This is a genomic window from Bradyrhizobium sp. 62 (assembly GCF_023073035.1).
GTDB lineage: Bacteria > Pseudomonadota > Alphaproteobacteria > Rhizobiales > Xanthobacteraceae > Bradyrhizobium.
Map to the genome: position 1 here is coordinate 96,620 of NZ_JADPIT010000032.1, position 16,469 is coordinate 113,088.

Sequence of the window (16,469 nt, forward strand, 5' to 3'; positions counted from 1 at the left end):
TTTAGCGGCGCGCCGTCACCAAACGAGCTTCATGAACCCTGACATCGGATTCACCTCGGCGCAGACACGACGCTTCGAAGTCCGGCCAGACCTGGCCCAGGCAGTTCCGGGTCACCGGGTGGCTCGCCAGCCGGTCCGCCTTCGCCAAAGCAACGGTTTCGCGCGCTTTCACTTGCGGAGCGAAGCCGGGCAACGCCATTACGGACACTCCGAGGAGCGCGAACATCGCGAACGCGATAAAAGATTTCATCATGGGGGCTGCTTTGGCTGTTGACCGCCCCGTTTCGTTTGGGGACGCTGTTACAACAACCAAAATGAAATATAGTTCATTTCATACAACTTATATTTGAGGTGTGATTTGCAGGCGGATGCCGCCCTCGGCCCGGATCGTCACTCGACGTGAACAGGCCGCCGACCAGGTTGGCTTGCCACTACCTCGGTGTTTTGGGACCAGGCAGGCTTATCCAGTCATGAATGTGCGAGGCCGTTTCGCTCAATCGCGCCGCTCTGAGCAGCGCTTCCCGCTGGACGCCGGGCGGGGCAATCTCTGCGCGACGACGAGCCTCGGCTGCCAATTGGGCAAGGCGATTGCTCAGCGGGATGGTTCTCTTGGTGGTGTCTTGCACAGGACGCTCCGCATTGGGCGGGAGCGCAAAGACTCTCTCAGTCACCGACGGATGCCGTGACGGGCCGGTGATGGCTTACCATGCGCCTGTTGACGGCCAATAGATACATTATTCGGCAGGGCAGATTCGGCGCCGAAATCGAAAGAGGGCGCCAAAGCACCAAAGCCGGACCGGTGCCGCTACTCCTCCGGCTCCGTCGTGAACAGCAGCGGATAGCCCTTCGTGCGGCCGGCATCCGTTGCGCGGGTAGCCTTGGTCTCGGCGACGTCCTTGGTGAAAACGGCGACCACGCAGGCGCCGAGCTTGTGGGCGGTGATCATCACCTTGTAGGCCTGATCCTCGGTCATGCGGAATTCGGCTTTGAGGATCATCGTGACGAATTCGCGGGGCGTAAAGTCGTCGTTGATCAGGATGACCTTGTGCAGCTTCGGTCGCTCGACCTTGGTCTTCGTCCTGGTTTTCGGTTTGGCAACAGTGTCGGCCATCGCTTCTGAAACGCCTTGGTGCAGTTGAGCTTCCAGCCAACCGATCATATTGCAGGACGCCGTCCTTCTCCAAGATGCTAGGCGCGCTTGTCATATGCGGCTCTGGATGAGCAGGAATGCGCCGCTGCGCTCGGCTCTTACGGAAGCGCGCGGACGAGTTGCATTGCGGCGATGAGGGCTGCAACGGACAACACTACCGATCCAATCATGTAGGCGGCCGAGGCCCATGTCTGTCCACGCTCGACCAGGGACCAGGCATCCAGCGAGAACGTCGAGAATGTGGTGTATCCGCCACAAATCCCCACCGTCAGAAATATCCGGACGGCTTGCGGCAGGTTCCACCTCGTCGCGAACATCGCGGTGAAAACCCCGATCAGGAACGATCCCGTCACGTTAATGATCAGGGTGCCCCAGGGGAAATCGGTGCCGAACGCTCGGCCTGAACCGATCGCAACGAGATAGCGCACGACTGCGCCAAGCGCTCCACCAGCGGCGACCGCCAGAATGAATTGGACGTTCAACGTCTCGTTCCCCCGTTTGCCATTTCCATCATGTATCCTCCGTTACCAGCCCGCCGCCGACGGCAAATAGTCCCATCAGCGCGATTAGCGCAAAGCCGAGTCCGGCCAGGAAGGTGCCGGCCGGACCATAACTATCCCACAGCGCGCCGGCGATCACGCTTGCGGCCAGCAAGGCAAGACCGGTGAACAGGTTGAAATAGCCGAACGCGGTGCCGCGCAGGCTCGGTGGCGCTGCGTCGGCGACGAGGGCCGAGAGCAGGCCTTGCGTCAATCCCATATGCAGTCCCCACAGCGCGACGCCGAGGGCGAGGCCGCCAAGGTTTGGCAGCAGTGCGAGCGCGAGATCGGCGCCGGCGAGGAAGACGAGGCCGAGCGCGAGCAGGCCGGTGCGGTTGATCCGGTCCGAGAGCACGCCGGCCGGATAGGCCGACAATGCATAGACGATGTTCATCAGCACCAGCACGGCCGGCACCCACATCGCATTGAGCCCGATGTTCTGCGCGCGCAGAATCAGGAAGGCCTCGCTGAAACGCGCTAGCGTGAACACGACGCCAACCGCGACGACACGCCAGTACACGGACCCGAGCTGGCGCATCGCGGCCATGTTGAGCGGATTCTTTGACGGCTCCCGGCCTGGGTCAGGCTCCGGCTCGCTCACCGCGAACACGATCAGTCCGAACGACAGGAACGCCGGCAGCACCGCCACCCAGAACACCATCGTAAAATTGTCCGCCGTCCACCACATCAGGCCGATCGCCATGAGCGGCCCGACGAACGCACCGATGGTGTCGAGCGACTGCCGCAGGCCGAAGCTCGCGCCGCGCAGGCCGATGGGTGCGATATCGGCGATCAGTGCATCGCGCGGCGCGCCGCGAATGCCCTTGCCGACGCGGTCGATGAAGCGCGCGGCAACCAGCCATCCGACGCTCGGGGCAAGCGGGAACAGCGGTTTTGTCAGCGCGGCGAGCCCGTAGCCGAGCGCGGCGAGCAATTTGCGCCGGCCGAGCCAGTCGGACAACGCGCCGGAGAAGATTTTCGTGATCGAGGCGGTCGCCTCGGCAATGCCCTCGATGAAGCCGACGGTAAGCGTGGAGGCGCCGAGCACGGTGACGAGATAGACCGGCAGCAGCGCGTGGATCATCTCGGAAGAGACGTCCATCAGCATCGAGACGAAGCCGAGCACCCAGATCCCCCTGGGCAGGCCCGCACGTGCAGCATTCGGTGTTGTCGTCGTCACGTCCAGGACTTCTCCTCGGCCTCTGCTTGATCTCTGCTTGACCTCTCCTCGGCCTTCGCATCCAGGCAACAAAAAACCCGCCAGCGGCGGGTTTGTCCATGCTCCCGCCGAAGGCAGAGGCCTGAAAATTGCCCCTCCTCAAGCAGGAGTCATCAGCCCACTACGGTCACAGGCCGCCGGGCGGTTGTCGGGGGACTCCATCCCCATCTGTCCGGCCAGCCTAACATGGAAATCGCGCCGGACAAGTGGGCGAGGGTGCACTGTCCAGTGGCCCCTCGGTCCGGGAGCGCACCGCGCGTGACGGCGCCAGTCCGGCGGCGCGAGCGCGGCAACATCGCGGCAGCTTTGCGCAATGCTTCGCAATTCCCGCCCGCAAATGCCTGACTGGCAAATGCCTAACTGGAATGTGAAGCGCGAGCGATCTTCGGACTTTGCGGCAAGGCGATTGCATGTCACCATCACATCATACGACGGGAGGCTGCGATGCGCTTGCTGTTCTCGATCGGGGCTGTGCTGGTGACCGGCATGTTCGCCGGAGGGGACGTCGCGGGCATCGCGGCACCAGGACCCAAGTTTGAGTCGCCCACACTGGCGCTGCTCAAAAATCAGCCGCAGCGGCAAGCAGCCGACAGGGACGCGCAGACAGTCGATGTCGAGCTGATCCTCGCTGTCGACGTCTCCTACTCCATGGACATGGACGAACTCGCGATCCAGCGCGAAGGCTATGCGCAGGCGATCCAGTCGAAGGAATTCCTGCAGGCGCTGAAGCTGGGTCCGAACGGCCGCATCGCGGTGACCTATTTCGAGTGGGCCGCCTCGACCGACCAGAAGATCATCATTCCCTGGCGCCTGATCGACGGACCGGAGACCGCCGATGCCGTCGCCGCCGAAATCATGAAGACGCCGATCCGGCGCGCCTCGCGCACCTCGATCTCCGGCGCGATCAGTTTCGCGATGCCGCTGTTCGATGAGGATCCCTATCGGGGGCTGCGCCGCGTGATCGACATTTCCGGCGACGGTCCCAACAACAATGGCACTCCGGTCACGATCGCGCGCGACGCGGCGATCGAGAAGGGCATCGTTATCAACGGCCTGCCGATCATGGTCAAGGAGCCCTCCTATTCGACCATGGATATCGACAATCTCGATTTCTACTATGAGGATTGCGTCATCGGCGGTCCCGGTTCCTTCGTCATCACGATCAAGGACCGCGACAAGTTCAAGGAAGCCATCCGCACCAAGCTCTTGATGGAGGTTGCGGGCCGTATGCCGGAGCGCCCCGTGATGCGGGTTGCGGAGAAGGACAAGGAGCCGCGTGTGAACTGCATGATCGGCGAGAAGATCTGGTCGGACCGCTGGGGTCGCTGAGCGCTGCACCTGAACGAGACCTTTTGCCCTATTTGCCCGCGATGGAATTTTAACTATGCGTTAACTGTTGCGTGGCCCTAATCGGCTGCTTCCAATTGTTTCCGGATACTGTTCTGACGTTCCTGTCGGGGCGCGAACCAAGCGGGCCCGTCAGACAAATCCGCCGAGCAATCCAATGGCCATCGTCTCATCGAGCACCAGCCAGATTTCTCCCGCTCTCGAGCGGGTGTATCACCAGAGCTCCCTGCTCGGTGAGTGGAAAGGCAATTGGGCTGGCAACAACCAGCCCGTCAGCTTCAAGGTCGTGAACATCCGCGGTGCCCGGGCGCAGGTCGAGTACACCCATAACGGGCGCACGGAGCGCGGTTTTGGCGAGGTCGCCGGTTCGCTTCTCACCTTCGGCACGGTCACGGTCGGCACCAAGGACGGCAAGAGTCTGGTGCTGTTGTCATCTGCGGGCGCGGGCAAGCAGACCGCGACTCTCGAGAAGCAGGCGCCGCCGGCCTCCGACAGCCGCCTGATGGGAAGCTGGGGCGGCTATTCCAGTGACAATGGCAAGAGCGCGAGCTTCAGGGTGCTCGCTGTCAACGGCAACGAAGCGCAGGTCAGCGTCACCACCGATGGCGTCACCCGTCAGGGCACCGGCACCGTCTACAAGAACGTCATCATGTTCGGGCAGGCCCAGATTGCGACCGACGACGGGCAGAACGGCAAGATCATCTACCAGGTCCGCAACAAGTCCTTCGTCGTGCCCGTGACGAAATATCCGCCGTCGGATACATCGTCCTCGGTGGACAGAACGGCATAACGTCGCGCCGTCGTTTGCCGCGGCCTGATGTCGGCGCCGCCACAGTACCGCAATCGAACGCTTCGAGTTACCTGGCACGAGCGGTGGCGGCGGCGGAACGCTCTCGACCTTTTTGTCGCCGTGGGAACCGTGCAAGACCTCGGAAATGCGTGCGGGAGTTGATTGAAACGACGCTCCGGGCCGGCTCCACTGGCCTTCGGGGCATCCGTCGCGTATAATTTCCGCACTTCCTTGACGGTCATCTCAATGTCCAGCCTCACAGATTCCCGCGCCTTCGCAATTCTCTTCGCCGTGCTTTGCCTCGGCGGAGCATCGGCTCATGCGCAAGTGGCGCCCGTGAGGTATTGGATACCGGGCGGTCCTTTCGGCTGGGGCGGCAGTGTCGGCCAGAGTGCCGACGCCTACGGCAACTTTCCAAGCTTGAAGGCCGGCGATGCCGACGGAAGCCACAGTTTTCGTCCCGGGTTCTTTGTCGGAAGCGAGCGCGGCAATCTCGGTTTGAACGGTTTCAGCCAGAGCGGGCCCGTCGGCAATTTCAGCGCGCTCTCCTACGATGGCACGCAATTTGGTTACAACACCAAGACCGCGGGCGGCATGCCCGTCACGTTCTTTGCCGGTTTCGACACGCTGAAATACGGCGGCGGCATTGGCAGCTCGCTTGCGCCGCTCACCTCCAGCGCCTCGCCCGGCTATGGCGCATTTGCGGGTGTCGAGTTCAAGCCGACCTCGAACCTCAGTCTGTCGTTCGGCGCCGGTTTTACCCAGCAGCAATCGGGACGCATGGACAGCGACATCAACTCGTCGATACTGCCCGGCGAGTCACCGGCGCTGGGCGGTCTTCGCCGTTAGCGCGTGAACTTCGCCACCAGTTCGACATGCGGCGTATGCCGGAACTGGTCGACCGGCACCACGGCATCCATCTTGTAGCCGCCGTCGATCAGCAGCCGCGCGTCGCGGGCAAAGGTCGCGACGTTGCAGGAGACCGCGACCACCACAGGCACCTTGCTCGCGGCGAGCTTCAAGGCCTGCGCCTGCGCGCCCTGGCGCGGCGGGTCGAACACGACGGCGTCGAAATCGCGCAGCTCCGGCGCCACCATGGGACGGCGAAACAGATCGCGCGGCTCGGCCTTGATCGGCTTGAGGCCCGGTGTGCGCGCGGCTTTTTCAAGCGCTGCAATGGCGCCGGCGTCATTGTCATGGGCGGTGACGCGGGCCTTTTCGGCGAGGCGCAACGCGAACGGACCGACGCCGCAGAAGAGGTCGAGAACGTTCTTCGCCTTGCCGATGCGCTCGGCCAACAGCGACGCAAGCGTCTCTTCACCGGCGACGGTCGCCTGCAGGAACGAGCCCGGCGGCAGCGTCACCTCGGCGCGGCCCATCTGCACGGTCGGCGGCAGGCGTTGCAGCACCAGCTCGCCGTGCCGTGTCAGCCGCGCCAGGCGATGCTGCTCGGCGACGCTTGAGAGCGCCGTCACGAGCGGCGTTGGCAGCGGGCCGGAGCCGCGCACGTCGATGTCGAGACCGTTGGCGGTCGCGGTGACCTGGATGTCCAGCGGTTTCGTCACCGGCATTCTGGACGTCAGCAGCTCGGCGAGCGCCCAGCCGGCATCGAGTGCACCCGCGAGCCCGGGATCGAGGATCGGGCAGCGATCGATCGGGATGACGTCGTGCGAGCTGGCAGCCGAGAAGCCGACCTTGAGGATGTCATGGGTGCCGAACCGCCCGTGCAGCGTGATGCGCCTGCGTCCCGCACCGTGGGCATCGACCAGCGACGCCACCTCGCAGTCGATGCCGGCCTGGGCCAGGGTCTCGACCACGATGCCGCGCTTCCAGGCGTGATACGGTTCACTCGCCCAGTGCTGGATCGCGCAGCCGCCACAGACGCCGAAATGCGGGCAGAACGGCGTGACGCGCTCGGGGCTGGCGACATCCACCGCGAGCAGCTTGCGGCGGTCAGGATGATTGCCGACGACATGATCGACTTCGACAGTCTCGCCGCCGAGCGTGTAAGGCACATAGATGGCTTCCCCAGCGTCGAGCGAGACGCCGTCGCCGCGATGGCCGACGTGATCGATCGTCACGCGCTCAACCACGGCGCGCGCCCATAAAGAATTCGATGTTGCCGTCGCCGCCGGTGATCGCCGACGGGAACACCTCGATATCGGTGCAGCCGAGCGAGGCCGCAAAGGCGGCGATGTCGTCGCAGATCTCGCGGTGCACGGCGGCGTCGCGGACGATGCCCTTCTTGTTGTGCTTCCGGTCCGCCTCGAATTGCGGCTTGATCAGTGCCAGCAGGCTCATCGGCGCGGCCGCCAGCGACAGCGCCACGGGCAGCACCGTCTTGAGCGAGATGAAGCTGACGTCGATCACGACGACATCCGGCCGCGCCGGCAAACGCTTGCCGTCATAGGCGCGGATGTCGGTCTCTTCCATCGACACGATCTTGGAGTGACCGCGCAGCGAGGGATGCAGCTGACTGGTGCCGACATCGACGGCAAAGACGAGACTTGCGCCATTCGCCAGCAGCACCTCGGTGAATCCGCCGGTGGACGCGCCGACGTCGAGGCAGACATGGTCCTCGATCTCGATCGGGTAGCGCTCCAGTGCGTCGGCGAGCTTGACCCCGCCGCGGGAGACGTAGGGGTGCGCGGGCTCGGCCTGGATCACGGCGTCCTCGGCGATCGTCTCTGACGGCTTTGCGACCTGCTTGTCGTCGGCCGTGACGAGCCCGGCCTCGATCGCCGCGCGCGCCCGCGCCCGGCTCTCGAACAGGCCGCGCTCGACCAGCAGAACATCCGCGCGCTTGCGGGCAGGGGACATCATCTCTCCGAAAGACGCCTGAGGCGCTTATGTAGCGATCAATCGCGCGGCCGCCATCCGGACGCAAGCCTCGAACGCGGCCAGATCGTGCCAGACGTCGATCGGCATCTGCGCCGGCGTCACCAGCGGGCAACCATGCAGCTCCAGCGCGTGGATCATCATGAGATTGTCGACGAGGCCAAAATCCTCGACCGTCAGCCCCTGCGCGTCGACCAGCCGCCCGTCCTCGGACGTCACGTCCATGAAGCGACTGAGGCGGTCGGCATAGGCGGCGCCGTCATTGGAATAGGCGAGGCAGAACTTGCGGCGGCCGGCCATGTAGCCGAGCTCGTAGACGGTGCCGGGATCGGCGCCAGCGCCGCGGAACGGCGTGAGGTTGGCAATGATCGTATCGGCCGCATCCATCATCGCCTCGTTGCCGCAGAAGATCTGCCGCGAGGCGTCGGGAGCGGCGAGGTCGATCTCGTTGTCGAGGGGATAGAGGCCGGTGAGGCCGTGCGCAGCACAGATCGCGGCCTTCTGCCGGCCAATCTCGACCGCATCTGGCAGGAACACGTCGGGGCCTGCCAGATAGATTTTCATCGAGCTGATTCGCGGAAGGTCGAAGCTCGCTGTCAGGCGAGCTTGACCGTCTCGGCCTTGACGTCCTTGCCGAGCGCCTCGAACACCTTGGCGACGATGCCCTTGGCGTCGAGACCGGCACGACCGTACATCGCCGCCGGGGTGTCGTGGTCCTGGAACACGTCGGGCAGCACCATGGTGCGGAACCGCACCAGGCCGCTGTCGAGCGCGCCCTGATCGCTCAGGTACTGCGCGACATGCGAGCCGAAACCGCCGACCGAGCCTTCCTCGATGGTGATGAGGATCTCGTGGTCGCGCGCGAGCTTGAGCACCAGCTCGGTGTCCAGCGGCTTCATGAAGCGCGCATCCGCGATCGTGGTCGAAAGGCCGTGGGCTGCGAGCTCGTCGGCGGCCTTCTCGCATTCGGCAAGGCGCGTGCCGAAGGAGAGCAGGGCAATCTTGCTGCCCTGGCGGACGATGCGGCCCTTGCCGATCTCGAGCGGAATGCCGACTTCGGGCATCTCGATGCCGCGGCCTTCGCCGCGCGGATAGCGCAGCGAGCTCGGACGATCGTTGATCGCGACCTGCGTTGCAACCATGTGCACCAGCTCGGCTTCGTCGGCCGCGGCCATGATCACCATGTTCGGCAGACAGCCGAGATAGGCGTTGTCGAACGAGCCGGCATGGGTGGCGCCGTCGGCGCCGACGAGGCCGGCGCGGTCGATGGCGAAGCGCACGGGCAGGCTCTGGATCGCGACGTCATGCACGATCTGGTCGTAGCCGCGCTGCAGGAAGGTCGAGTAGATCGCGCAGAACGGCTTGTAGCCTTCGGTGGCGAGGCCGGCGGCGAACGTCACTGCGTGCTGCTCGGCAATGCCGACGTCGAAGGTGCGGTCCGGGAACGCCTTGTTGAAGATGTCGACGCCGGTGCCGGAGGGCATCGCCGCGGTGATGGCGACGATCTTGTCGTCCTTCTCCGCTTCCTTGACGAGGCTCTGGCCGAACACGTTCTGATAGGCCGGTGCATTCGGCTTGGACTTGGCCTGGGTGCCGGTCGCAACGTCGAACTTGACCACAGCGTGGTACTTGTCGGCGGAGGCTTCCGCCGGGCCGTAGCCCTTGCCCTTCTGCGTCACGACGTGAACCAGGATCGGGCCGGTCTCCATGTCGCGCACGTTCTTCAGCACGGGCAGGAGATGGTCGAGGTTATGACCGTCGATCGGGCCGACATAGTAGAAGCCGAGCTCCTCGAACAGCGTGCCGCCGTCCATCATGAAGCCGCGGGAATATTCCTCGACGCGGTTGGCGCGGCTGGCGATGATCTTGGGCAAGCGCTTGTTGATCTGCTTGGCCGCATCGCGCAGCGTGCGGTAGGTCTTGCCCGAGTAGAGCCGCGACAGGTAGGCGCTCATCGCGCCGACCGGCGGCGCGATCGACATGTCGTTGTCGTTGAGGATGACGATCAGGCGCGAGTTCATCGCACCCGCATTGTTCATGGCCTCATAGGCCATGCCCGCCGACATCGCGCCGTCACCGATGACGGCGATAACGTTGTTCTTGCCGCCAGCGAGGTCGCGCGCGACCGCCATGCCGAGGCCGGCGGAGATCGAGGTCGAGGAATGCGCGGCTCCGAACGGATCGTAATCGCTCTCGCTGCGCTTGGTGAAGCCGGACAGACCGCCGCCGGTGCGCAGTGTGCGGATGCGATCGCGCCGGCCGGTGAGGATCTTGTGCGGATAGGCTTGGTGGCCGACGTCCCAGATCAGCCGGTCGCGCGGGGTGTCGAAGACGTAATGGATCGCAGTGGTGAGCTCGACCACGCCGAGGCCTGCGCCGAAATGACCGCCGGTCACCGAGACGGCATCGATGGTCTCCTGACGCAGCTCGTCGGCGACCTGGCGAACCTGCTCGACCTTGAGCTTGCGCAGGTCGTCCGGCGTCCGGATGGTGTCGAGAAGCGGCGTTTTACTATATGCGTTCACGGCGATTTCCAATTTGTCAGCGCCGGAAGATCGTTCCGGTGCGCGATGGGTTTGCTCAATATCGGCGCAGCGCGAGTCCTTAAACCGTCGGAGCCACCTGCATGGGGCAAAGCCCCGTCTTCAAGCTTAGGTGAGCTTAAGTGCTCTCCGGTTCAGTCTCTGTGATCCCTGTCACTTAGATCGGCTTCGTCCATCCCAGCCAATTCATCAGCAGTTTGAAGCGCTTGTCGTCGGCAATCAGTGCCTACGCAAGGCTTACAAAAAGCCACACTCCGCGCAGCTTTACACCAAAGCTTGGGCCAAAGCCAACCCGCTGGGCCGATTACGGGCATGCACCTGCAACCCCCGGGCCAGAGTGGTTAATCCCGGCGCCAGCGCAAGAGTTCCAAGTTTGCTCGGTTCCTCGGCAGGTTTTTGGGGTGTGAGAAGCTGCTTTAGACGGGGTTCAGGAGACGACGGGCCCTCTTGAGGGAGTTCCATGTTCTTCCTGGGCCCCGGTTCCCAGGATCAAAGCAGCCGCAGCGGCCCGACACGGGCGTGCGATCATGAAAAATTGCGGGTGGCCGATGCGTGGGATGGGCGGCTTTGAAGGCGGCCCTTACTGGACGTCGAGCGGCGCGGTGCCGGTGGCCTGGCCGCTGGCATCGGTGGTGATCTTGTCGACGCGCGCCTCAGCCTGGCGCAGCAACTCCTCGCAGCGGCGCTTCAGGGCCTCGCCGCGCTCGTAGATCGTCACGGATTCCTCGAGGGGCACCTTGCCGTCCTCGAGCCGCTTCACGATCGTTTCGAGCTCCTCGATGGCGCGTTCGAAGGTCAGCCTGGAGACGTCGATTTGGGTATTTTCGGCCATATAAGTTTCCGATTGCCCGATTCGCTTCACGTCGGAGAAAGCAAAGTTTTGCGGGCGCAATGTGGCGGTGCGTCAGGCGCCCATCAGGGCGCCGACATGCGCCGTAACAGATTCTTTCAGTCCTTGCAGGTCGTAGCCGCCTTCGAGCACAGAAACAACGCGCCCCCCGGCGGTCTTGTCGGCGAGGTCCATCAGCTTGCGCGTCACCCAGGCATAATCCTCCGCGCGCAAATTCAGCGACGCCAGCGGATCGCGATAATGCGCGTCGAAGCCGGCAGAGATGACGAGCAGCTCCGGGCTGAATTTTTCGAGCTGCGGCAGGATCAAATTCTCGAACGCGATACGGAATTCCGGCCCGCCGTCCTCGGAGGCGAGCGGCGCGTTGACGATGGTGTCGTGGTCGCCGCGCTCGCTCTTGGCACCGGTGCCCGGAAACAGCGGCATCTGGTGCGTCGAGCAGTACATCACGGTCGGGTCCGACCAGAAGATGTCCTGTGTGCCGTTGCCGTGATGCACGTCGAAATCGACGATGGCCGCGCGCTTGATGCCGTATTTGCGCTGCGCGTGGCGCGCGGCGATGGCGACGTTGTCGAAGAAGCAGAAGCCCATCGGCTTGCCGATCTCGGCGTGGTGGCCGGGCGGGCGCACCGCGACGAAGGCATTGCGATGCTCGCCGGCCATCACCGCTTCGGTCGCCGCGACCGCGCCGCCGACGCCGCGCATCACCGCTTCCCACGTGCCCGGCGACATCGAGGTGTCGCCATCGATATACACCTGTCCGCTGGTCGGCGCGATGTGGCGCAGCTCCGTGACGTAGTGCTCGTTGTGGCAGAGCGTGACGAGGTCGAGATCGCCCTCCGGTGCCTGGTCGCGCACCAGGAACTGGAAGCGCTCATGCGACAGCGCCTCTTCCACCGCGCGCAGGCGGTCCGGCCTTTCAGGGTGTCCCGGCGGCGTGACGTGGTCGAGGCAGGCCTTGTGGGAGAGGAGAAGCGTACTCATCAGTCGGCCTCATGGGATGCGGGCTCTCGACGTCGCTTGGCGCATCCGGCGCCAAAACGCAAATGCAAAACCCAATCTATGCGTTCCCCCGGGAATGGCAAAGGGTGGTCCCGGACCGGTCCGTTTGATCCGGATCAATTCACGCGCAGGATGCGGCTCAGCGGCAGCGGCCCGATCGGTCCGTGCGCCCTGAAGAACGCGAACAGCGCATCGGCGTCGTAGCCGCCATATTGCGGCCCCGTGCCTTGTTTGGCGACCGTAAAGCCGTCGCCACCGACGGCGAGGTAATCGTTGAGGGTGACGCGGTAGCCGCTTCCGGCTTCGATCGGTCTGCCATTGAGCGTCATCTTCTCGTTGATCACGCGCTCGCCGTACGGCTTCGCCGCATCCCAGGCGTAACTGAACCCGTTCGAGACCTGGAGAATCCGCGGCCGCTTCGGATCGAGCCATTGCTGCTCCAGCATGTCCTTGAGCTGGCTGCCCGTGAGCGTCATGGTGACGAGCCGATTGCGAAACGGCTGGCTGGCGAAAACGTCGCCGAAGGTGATCGCGCCGTTCTCCTTTGGAACGATGTCGGTGCGGATGCCGCCGGGATTGGTGAGCGCGATGACGGCACCGCCATCCCTGGAGTCCCGGGTCGCGGCGAGCTGCGCGTCCGCAATGACGTCGCCGAGCGCGCTTTCGCCGGCCTCGTTCGGCACGCGTGACAGCGTCTGCGTCACCGATCCAGCCGGGCGATTGGCGATCGGCGCCGAAAGTCTGTCGTAGGCATCGATCAGTGCGGTCTGCTCGGGATCCCTAGGCAGCGAGGCATTGGCGACGAGGACGTTCTCGGCCTTGGCGCTGACGACGTCGCGCGTTGCCGGATCGAGCTTGAGATCGATCGCGGTGACCAGCGTACCGTATTTGTCGCCGCTGGTGACGAGCCGCCCGTCAATATCGCAGACATAAGCACGATGGGTGTGGCCACTGACGACGACGTCGACGGCGCGATCGAATTTCTTCACGATGTCGACGACCGGCCCGGTGATGGCAGGGCATTCATTGTAGTCACCGGCCGGCTCGCCGCCCTGGTGGATCAGCACCACGATCGCCTCGACCCCGCGCGCCTTCAGCTGCGGCACCAGCGCGTTCACCGTCTCGGCTTCGTCGCGGAATTCGAGGCCCGTGACGCCCGATGGCGAGACGATGCCCGCGGTCTCCTTCAAGGTGAGCCCGATGAAGGCGATGGGGATGCCCTCGAACTCCCTGATCTCGTAAGGCGGCAGCACGCTCCTGCCGGTCGTGGTCTCGATGGTGGACGCCGCGAGATAGTGGAATTTGGCGCCCGTAAAGGGATGCGGCCCCTGACAGCCGTCGACGGGATGACAACCCCCGTTCTGCATCCGCAACAGCTCGGTCTTGCCCTCGTCGAATTCGTGATTGCCGACCGAACTGATCGCGAGCCCCATCATCGAGAGCGACTCGATCGAAGGCTCGTCGTGGAACATTGCCGACAGGAACGGGCTCGCGCCGATCAGGTCGCCGGCGGCGACGAAGATCGTGTTCTTGTGGCCCTCGCGCAGCTGCTTCACCAGCGTCGCCATGTATTCGGCACCGCCGGCGGCCACCATCACCTTCCTGGACTTGTCCTCGGGATCGCTGATCCGGATGCCGCCCGGCGGCGGGCGCAGATTGCCGTGGAAATCGTTGATCGCGAGGATGCGCAGCTCGACGGGTGCGGCGGTTTGGGCGGACGCGGGCAGGGCGGCGAGCGCGAGCGAGAAGACGGTCAGGCGGAGAACATGTCGCATGGAACCAGACTAGTCGTTCCGCACGAAGATTTCACGAAAGTTCTCGCCGTCATTCCGCGGCGATGCGCCGGACGACAGCCTATTTTTTCTTCTTCCTGTTCGCAAACGCATTGAAGGCAGCGGTGGCTTCTTCCGACTTCAGCCGCTCGCCGAACAAATGGGCCTCCTGATCGATGCGGCGGGTGAGCTCCTCGGATGCGACGCGCAGCAGTTTGCGCGAGGTCGCGACCGCTTCGGCGGGGAGCCTGCAGATATCGCGCGCCACCTTGCGCGCCTCGACCTCGGTATGCCCCGGCGAGACCACGGTGTTGACGAAGCCGGCGGCATGCGCTTCGGCGGCCGTAAAAGTCCGTCCCATCACCAGCATGGCGAAGGCGCGCTGGTAGCCCATCGTATTCGGCATCAAGAGGCTGGACGCGCCGACCGGCACGAGCCCGAGATGGATGTAGGGCGCGGAGAAGGTCGCCGCGTTCGAGGCCAGCACATAGTCGCAATGGAACAGCATCACGGTGCCCATGCCGATCGACGCGCCGTCCACGGCCGCGATCACCGGCTTGGCGTTGAGTGCGAGCGAATAGAGAAACTTGGCGCCGTCGGACAGCGTCTCGGGGCGCGACGTATCGGCGTGCATGAAATCGTCGATGTCGTCGCCGGCGGTGAACACGCCGGAGCCGCCGGTGATGATCATGCAGCGGATGTCGGGATTGTTCTGCGCGGTGTCGATCGCGCGGCTCATCTCCCGATACATGTCCTGCGTGATCGCGTTCTTCTTGCTCGGGCGACGCAGGGTGATCACGCGCGTTCCGCGCTCTTCGGTGACGATGATGTTGCCATTCGGCATGAAGGGGCCCCTGCGGTCGCCGCGACACTGACATTGGCTAGACTCGCGAAACGTCAGCCTACATCATCTTGCAGGCGTGCCAATGCGCTGGCTCGACCTTTTGGAGACCGAATTCGCGTGAGACGGGCGCATCACGCTCCCCGCCGTGCTGCGCGTTGCAACAATCGGCTACCTTTTTCATTTGAAAAACCCCTGGTTGTGGTGCACGATCGCCTCGCGCCGTTCCATTTGGCCGATTGCCCGATTGATGATTGCCGCTACGCGTGTTGACGAATCCTCGCTGCACTATCGCGGTTGGCGCGTCGTGCTGGCCTGCTTCCTGATGGCTTTCTTCATGTTCGGCTTCGGCCTGTACGGCCAGGGCGTCTATCTCGCCGAACTGCAGCGCGCCCATGGCTGGCCGGGCACGCTGGTCTCCGCAGCCAGCACCTTCTCCTTTCTCCTGACTGCCGTGCTCGTCATCTTCACCGACGATCTGCTCGCCCGCATCGGGCTGCGGTCGCTGATCCTGTGCGGACTGTCGGCGCTCGGCGCTTCGACGGTGCTGCTGGCGCTGCTGCAGACGCCCTGGCAGCTCTACCTCGCCTATGCGCTGATGTCGGTCGGCTGGACCGGCATGGGCACGGTGGTGATCGCGACCGTGCTGAACTCCTGGTTCGAACGGCGCCGCGGGCTCGCGCTCAGCCTCGCCTACAGCGGCGCGACCTGTGGCGGCATCGTGCTCGTGCCGCTGCTGCTGACGCTGAGCGGCAGCATCGGCTTCCGTTCCGCGATGCTGGCAGCCACGCTGGCGATGGTGGTGCTGGTGCTGCCGGTGGTGGTCATCTTCACAGGCTGGCCGACGGAAATGCCGCCGACGCCGGGCGGGGATTCATTCGATGGCGGCACCGCCGTGCCTGCGGTTCACTCGCGCAAGACGCTGCTCGCCAACGCGGCGTTCTGGACCATGGTGCTGCCGATCGCGATCGCGCTGCTGGCGCAGATGGGATTCATCATCCACCAGGTGACGTTCCTCGAACCGCTGATCGGCCGCGCCAGTGCGGGCCTTGCCGTCACCATCATGGCGGCGATGGCGGTGGTCGGGCGCCTGTCGCTCGGCCTGTTCGTGGACCGGCTCGATCCGCGGCTCGCCTGCGCGGCATCGATGACGAGCCAGGCGGCGGCTCTGTTCGTGCTTCTGCAAACCACGAACCCGACCGTGCTGCTCGCGTGCTGCGCCGTCTACGGTTTCTCGATCGGCAACATGATCACGTTCCCGCCTTTGATCATCCAGCGCGAGATCGGCGCCAGCGCCTTCGCCGCCGCGATGGGACTGGGCACCTCGATCAGCGGCATCGTCAGTGCCTTCGGCCCCGGCATCGTCGGTCTTGTGCGCAGCGTAACCGGCGATTACACGAGCGCGTTTGCGATGTGCGTGGTGCTAGATCTGGTGGCGACGGCCGTTGTGCTGTGGCGGCCGGGGAGACGCACGAAGCTCGCGGCTTCGTAGCCCGGATGGAGCGCAGCGCAATCCGGGGCCGTCATCGCTCGTGGCACGAATCCTGGATTGCGCTGCGCTCAATCCAGGCTACGCAT

16 protein-coding genes and 1 riboswitch are annotated in these 16,469 nt (G+C 64.4%); of the genes, 4 read left to right on the forward strand and 12 right to left on the reverse strand.

Annotated elements, in window-relative coordinates; all coding sequences use genetic code 11:
• Position 1: 1 nt before the first annotated feature.
• The 4 genes from IVB47_RS29895 to IVB47_RS29910 form a co-directional block, all read right to left on the reverse strand.
• Complete coding sequence (locus tag IVB47_RS29895; protein WP_247466791.1) at positions 2-253, reverse strand: hypothetical protein; 252 nt, start codon at positions 251-253, stop codon at positions 2-4.
• Positions 254-805: 552 nt separating this feature from the next.
• On the reverse strand, positions 806-1,111 hold the full coding sequence (clpS, locus tag IVB47_RS29900) for an ATP-dependent Clp protease adapter ClpS (RefSeq protein WP_027568716.1): 306 nt from the start codon (positions 1,109-1,111) through the stop codon (positions 806-808).
• A gap of 137 nt (positions 1,112-1,248) precedes the next feature.
• Entirely contained in the window at positions 1,249-1,632 is a 384-nt protein-coding gene (gene crcB / locus IVB47_RS29905; protein ID WP_247439028.1) for a fluoride efflux transporter CrcB, read from the reverse strand.
• Positions 1,633-1,660: 28 nt separating this feature from the next.
• The gene (locus IVB47_RS29910) at positions 1,661-2,869 is read right to left on the reverse strand and encodes an MFS transporter (RefSeq protein WP_247466794.1); all 1,209 of its coding nucleotides are present in this window, start codon (positions 2,867-2,869) and stop codon (positions 1,661-1,663) included.
• 136 nt (positions 2,870-3,005) lie between these two features.
• A riboswitch (Fluoride riboswitch) is annotated at positions 3,006-3,083 on the reverse strand.
• A gap of 269 nt (positions 3,084-3,352) precedes the next feature.
• Here IVB47_RS29910 and IVB47_RS29915 point away from each other — a divergent pair.
• The 3 genes from IVB47_RS29915 (at position 3,353) to IVB47_RS29925 (ending at position 5,894) form a co-directional block, all read left to right on the forward strand.
• On the forward strand, positions 3,353-4,237 hold the full coding sequence (locus IVB47_RS29915; protein ID WP_247466797.1) for a DUF1194 domain-containing protein: 885 nt from the start codon (positions 3,353-3,355) through the stop codon (positions 4,235-4,237).
• Between the two features lie 175 nt (positions 4,238-4,412).
• Positions 4,413-5,045 (forward strand): hypothetical protein, encoded by a 633-nt coding sequence (locus IVB47_RS29920; protein ID WP_027568720.1) that lies wholly within the window; start codon positions 4,413-4,415, stop codon positions 5,043-5,045.
• Between the two features lie 246 nt (positions 5,046-5,291).
• The gene (locus IVB47_RS29925) at positions 5,292-5,894 is read left to right on the forward strand and encodes a hypothetical protein (protein ID WP_247466802.1); all 603 of its coding nucleotides are present in this window, start codon (positions 5,292-5,294) and stop codon (positions 5,892-5,894) included.
• On the opposite strand, the gene IVB47_RS29930 is transcribed toward IVB47_RS29925, so the two are convergent.
• From IVB47_RS29930 to IVB47_RS29965, 8 genes are all read right to left on the reverse strand, one after another.
• Positions 5,891-7,138, reverse strand: coding sequence for a methyltransferase (locus IVB47_RS29930; protein ID WP_247466805.1), 1,248 nt, complete (start codon positions 7,136-7,138; stop codon positions 5,891-5,893). The two genes, IVB47_RS29925 and IVB47_RS29930, sit on opposite strands and share 4 nt — an antisense overlap.
• A complete protein-coding gene (locus IVB47_RS29935) occupies positions 7,131-7,865 on the reverse strand; it encodes a TlyA family RNA methyltransferase (RefSeq protein WP_247468123.1) in 735 nt (244 codons plus the stop codon). Before IVB47_RS29935 ends, IVB47_RS29930 begins: the two co-directional genes overlap by 8 nt.
• 27 nt (positions 7,866-7,892) lie before the next feature.
• Positions 7,893-8,447, reverse strand: coding sequence for a nucleoside 2-deoxyribosyltransferase (locus tag IVB47_RS29940; RefSeq protein WP_247466808.1), 555 nt, complete (start codon positions 8,445-8,447; stop codon positions 7,893-7,895).
• 32 nt (positions 8,448-8,479) lie between these two features.
• Entirely contained in the window at positions 8,480-10,408 is a 1,929-nt protein-coding gene (gene dxs, locus IVB47_RS29945) for a 1-deoxy-D-xylulose-5-phosphate synthase (RefSeq protein ID WP_027568725.1), read from the reverse strand.
• Between the two features lie 598 nt (positions 10,409-11,006).
• Positions 11,007-11,258 (reverse strand): exodeoxyribonuclease VII small subunit, encoded by a 252-nt coding sequence (locus tag IVB47_RS29950; protein ID WP_027516568.1) that lies wholly within the window; start codon positions 11,256-11,258, stop codon positions 11,007-11,009.
• A 72-nt stretch (positions 11,259-11,330) separates the two neighbouring features.
• Positions 11,331-12,260, reverse strand: coding sequence for a histone deacetylase family protein (locus IVB47_RS29955; RefSeq protein WP_018456262.1), 930 nt, complete (start codon positions 12,258-12,260; stop codon positions 11,331-11,333).
• Positions 12,261-12,394: 134 nt separating this feature from the next.
• Positions 12,395-14,053, reverse strand: coding sequence for a bifunctional metallophosphatase/5'-nucleotidase (locus IVB47_RS29960; RefSeq protein WP_247466811.1), 1,659 nt, complete (start codon positions 14,051-14,053; stop codon positions 12,395-12,397).
• A 79-nt stretch (positions 14,054-14,132) separates the two neighbouring features.
• Positions 14,133-14,894, reverse strand: coding sequence for an enoyl-CoA hydratase-related protein (locus tag IVB47_RS29965; RefSeq protein WP_027516571.1), 762 nt, complete (start codon positions 14,892-14,894; stop codon positions 14,133-14,135).
• A 247-nt stretch (positions 14,895-15,141) separates the two neighbouring features.
• On the opposite strand from IVB47_RS29965, the gene IVB47_RS29970 reads away from it, so the two are divergent.
• Positions 15,142-16,383: an MFS transporter gene (locus IVB47_RS29970; RefSeq protein WP_247468125.1), complete on the forward strand. Its 1,242-nt coding sequence runs from the start codon at positions 15,142-15,144 to the stop codon at positions 16,381-16,383.
• The last annotated feature ends 86 nt before the right edge of the window (positions 16,384-16,469 follow it).

What these genes read in the sequence shown, in the direction of transcription:
- IVB47_RS29895 (WP_247466791.1), bottom strand. Translation starts at nt 253, where the DNA reads ATGATGAAATCTTTTATCGCGTTCGCGATGTTCGCGCTCCTCGGAGTG.
- clpS (WP_027568716.1), bottom strand. Translation starts at nt 1,111, where the DNA reads ATGGCCGACACTGTTGCCAAACCGAAAACCAGGACGAAGACCAAGGTC.
- IVB47_RS29915 (WP_247466797.1), top strand. Translation starts at nt 3,353, where the DNA reads ATGCGCTTGCTGTTCTCGATCGGGGCTGTGCTGGTGACCGGCATGTTC.
- IVB47_RS29920 (WP_027568720.1), top strand. Translation starts at nt 4,413, where the DNA reads ATGGCCATCGTCTCATCGAGCACCAGCCAGATTTCTCCCGCTCTCGAG.
- IVB47_RS29925 (WP_247466802.1), top strand. Translation starts at nt 5,292, where the DNA reads ATGTCCAGCCTCACAGATTCCCGCGCCTTCGCAATTCTCTTCGCCGTG.
- IVB47_RS29935 (WP_247468123.1), bottom strand. Translation starts at nt 7,865, where the DNA reads ATGTCCCCTGCCCGCAAGCGCGCGGATGTTCTGCTGGTCGAGCGCGGC.
- IVB47_RS29940 (WP_247466808.1), bottom strand. Translation starts at nt 8,447, where the DNA reads ATGAAAATCTATCTGGCAGGCCCCGACGTGTTCCTGCCAGATGCGGTC.
- IVB47_RS29950 (WP_027516568.1), bottom strand. Translation starts at nt 11,258, where the DNA reads ATGGCCGAAAATACCCAAATCGACGTCTCCAGGCTGACCTTCGAACGC.
- IVB47_RS29955 (WP_018456262.1), bottom strand. Translation starts at nt 12,260, where the DNA reads ATGAGTACGCTTCTCCTCTCCCACAAGGCCTGCCTCGACCACGTCACG.
- IVB47_RS29960 (WP_247466811.1), bottom strand. Translation starts at nt 14,053, where the DNA reads ATGCGACATGTTCTCCGCCTGACCGTCTTCTCGCTCGCGCTCGCCGCC.
- IVB47_RS29965 (WP_027516571.1), bottom strand. Translation starts at nt 14,894, where the DNA reads ATGCCGAATGGCAACATCATCGTCACCGAAGAGCGCGGAACGCGCGTG.
- IVB47_RS29970 (WP_247468125.1), top strand. Translation starts at nt 15,142, where the DNA reads ATGATTGCCGCTACGCGTGTTGACGAATCCTCGCTGCACTATCGCGGT.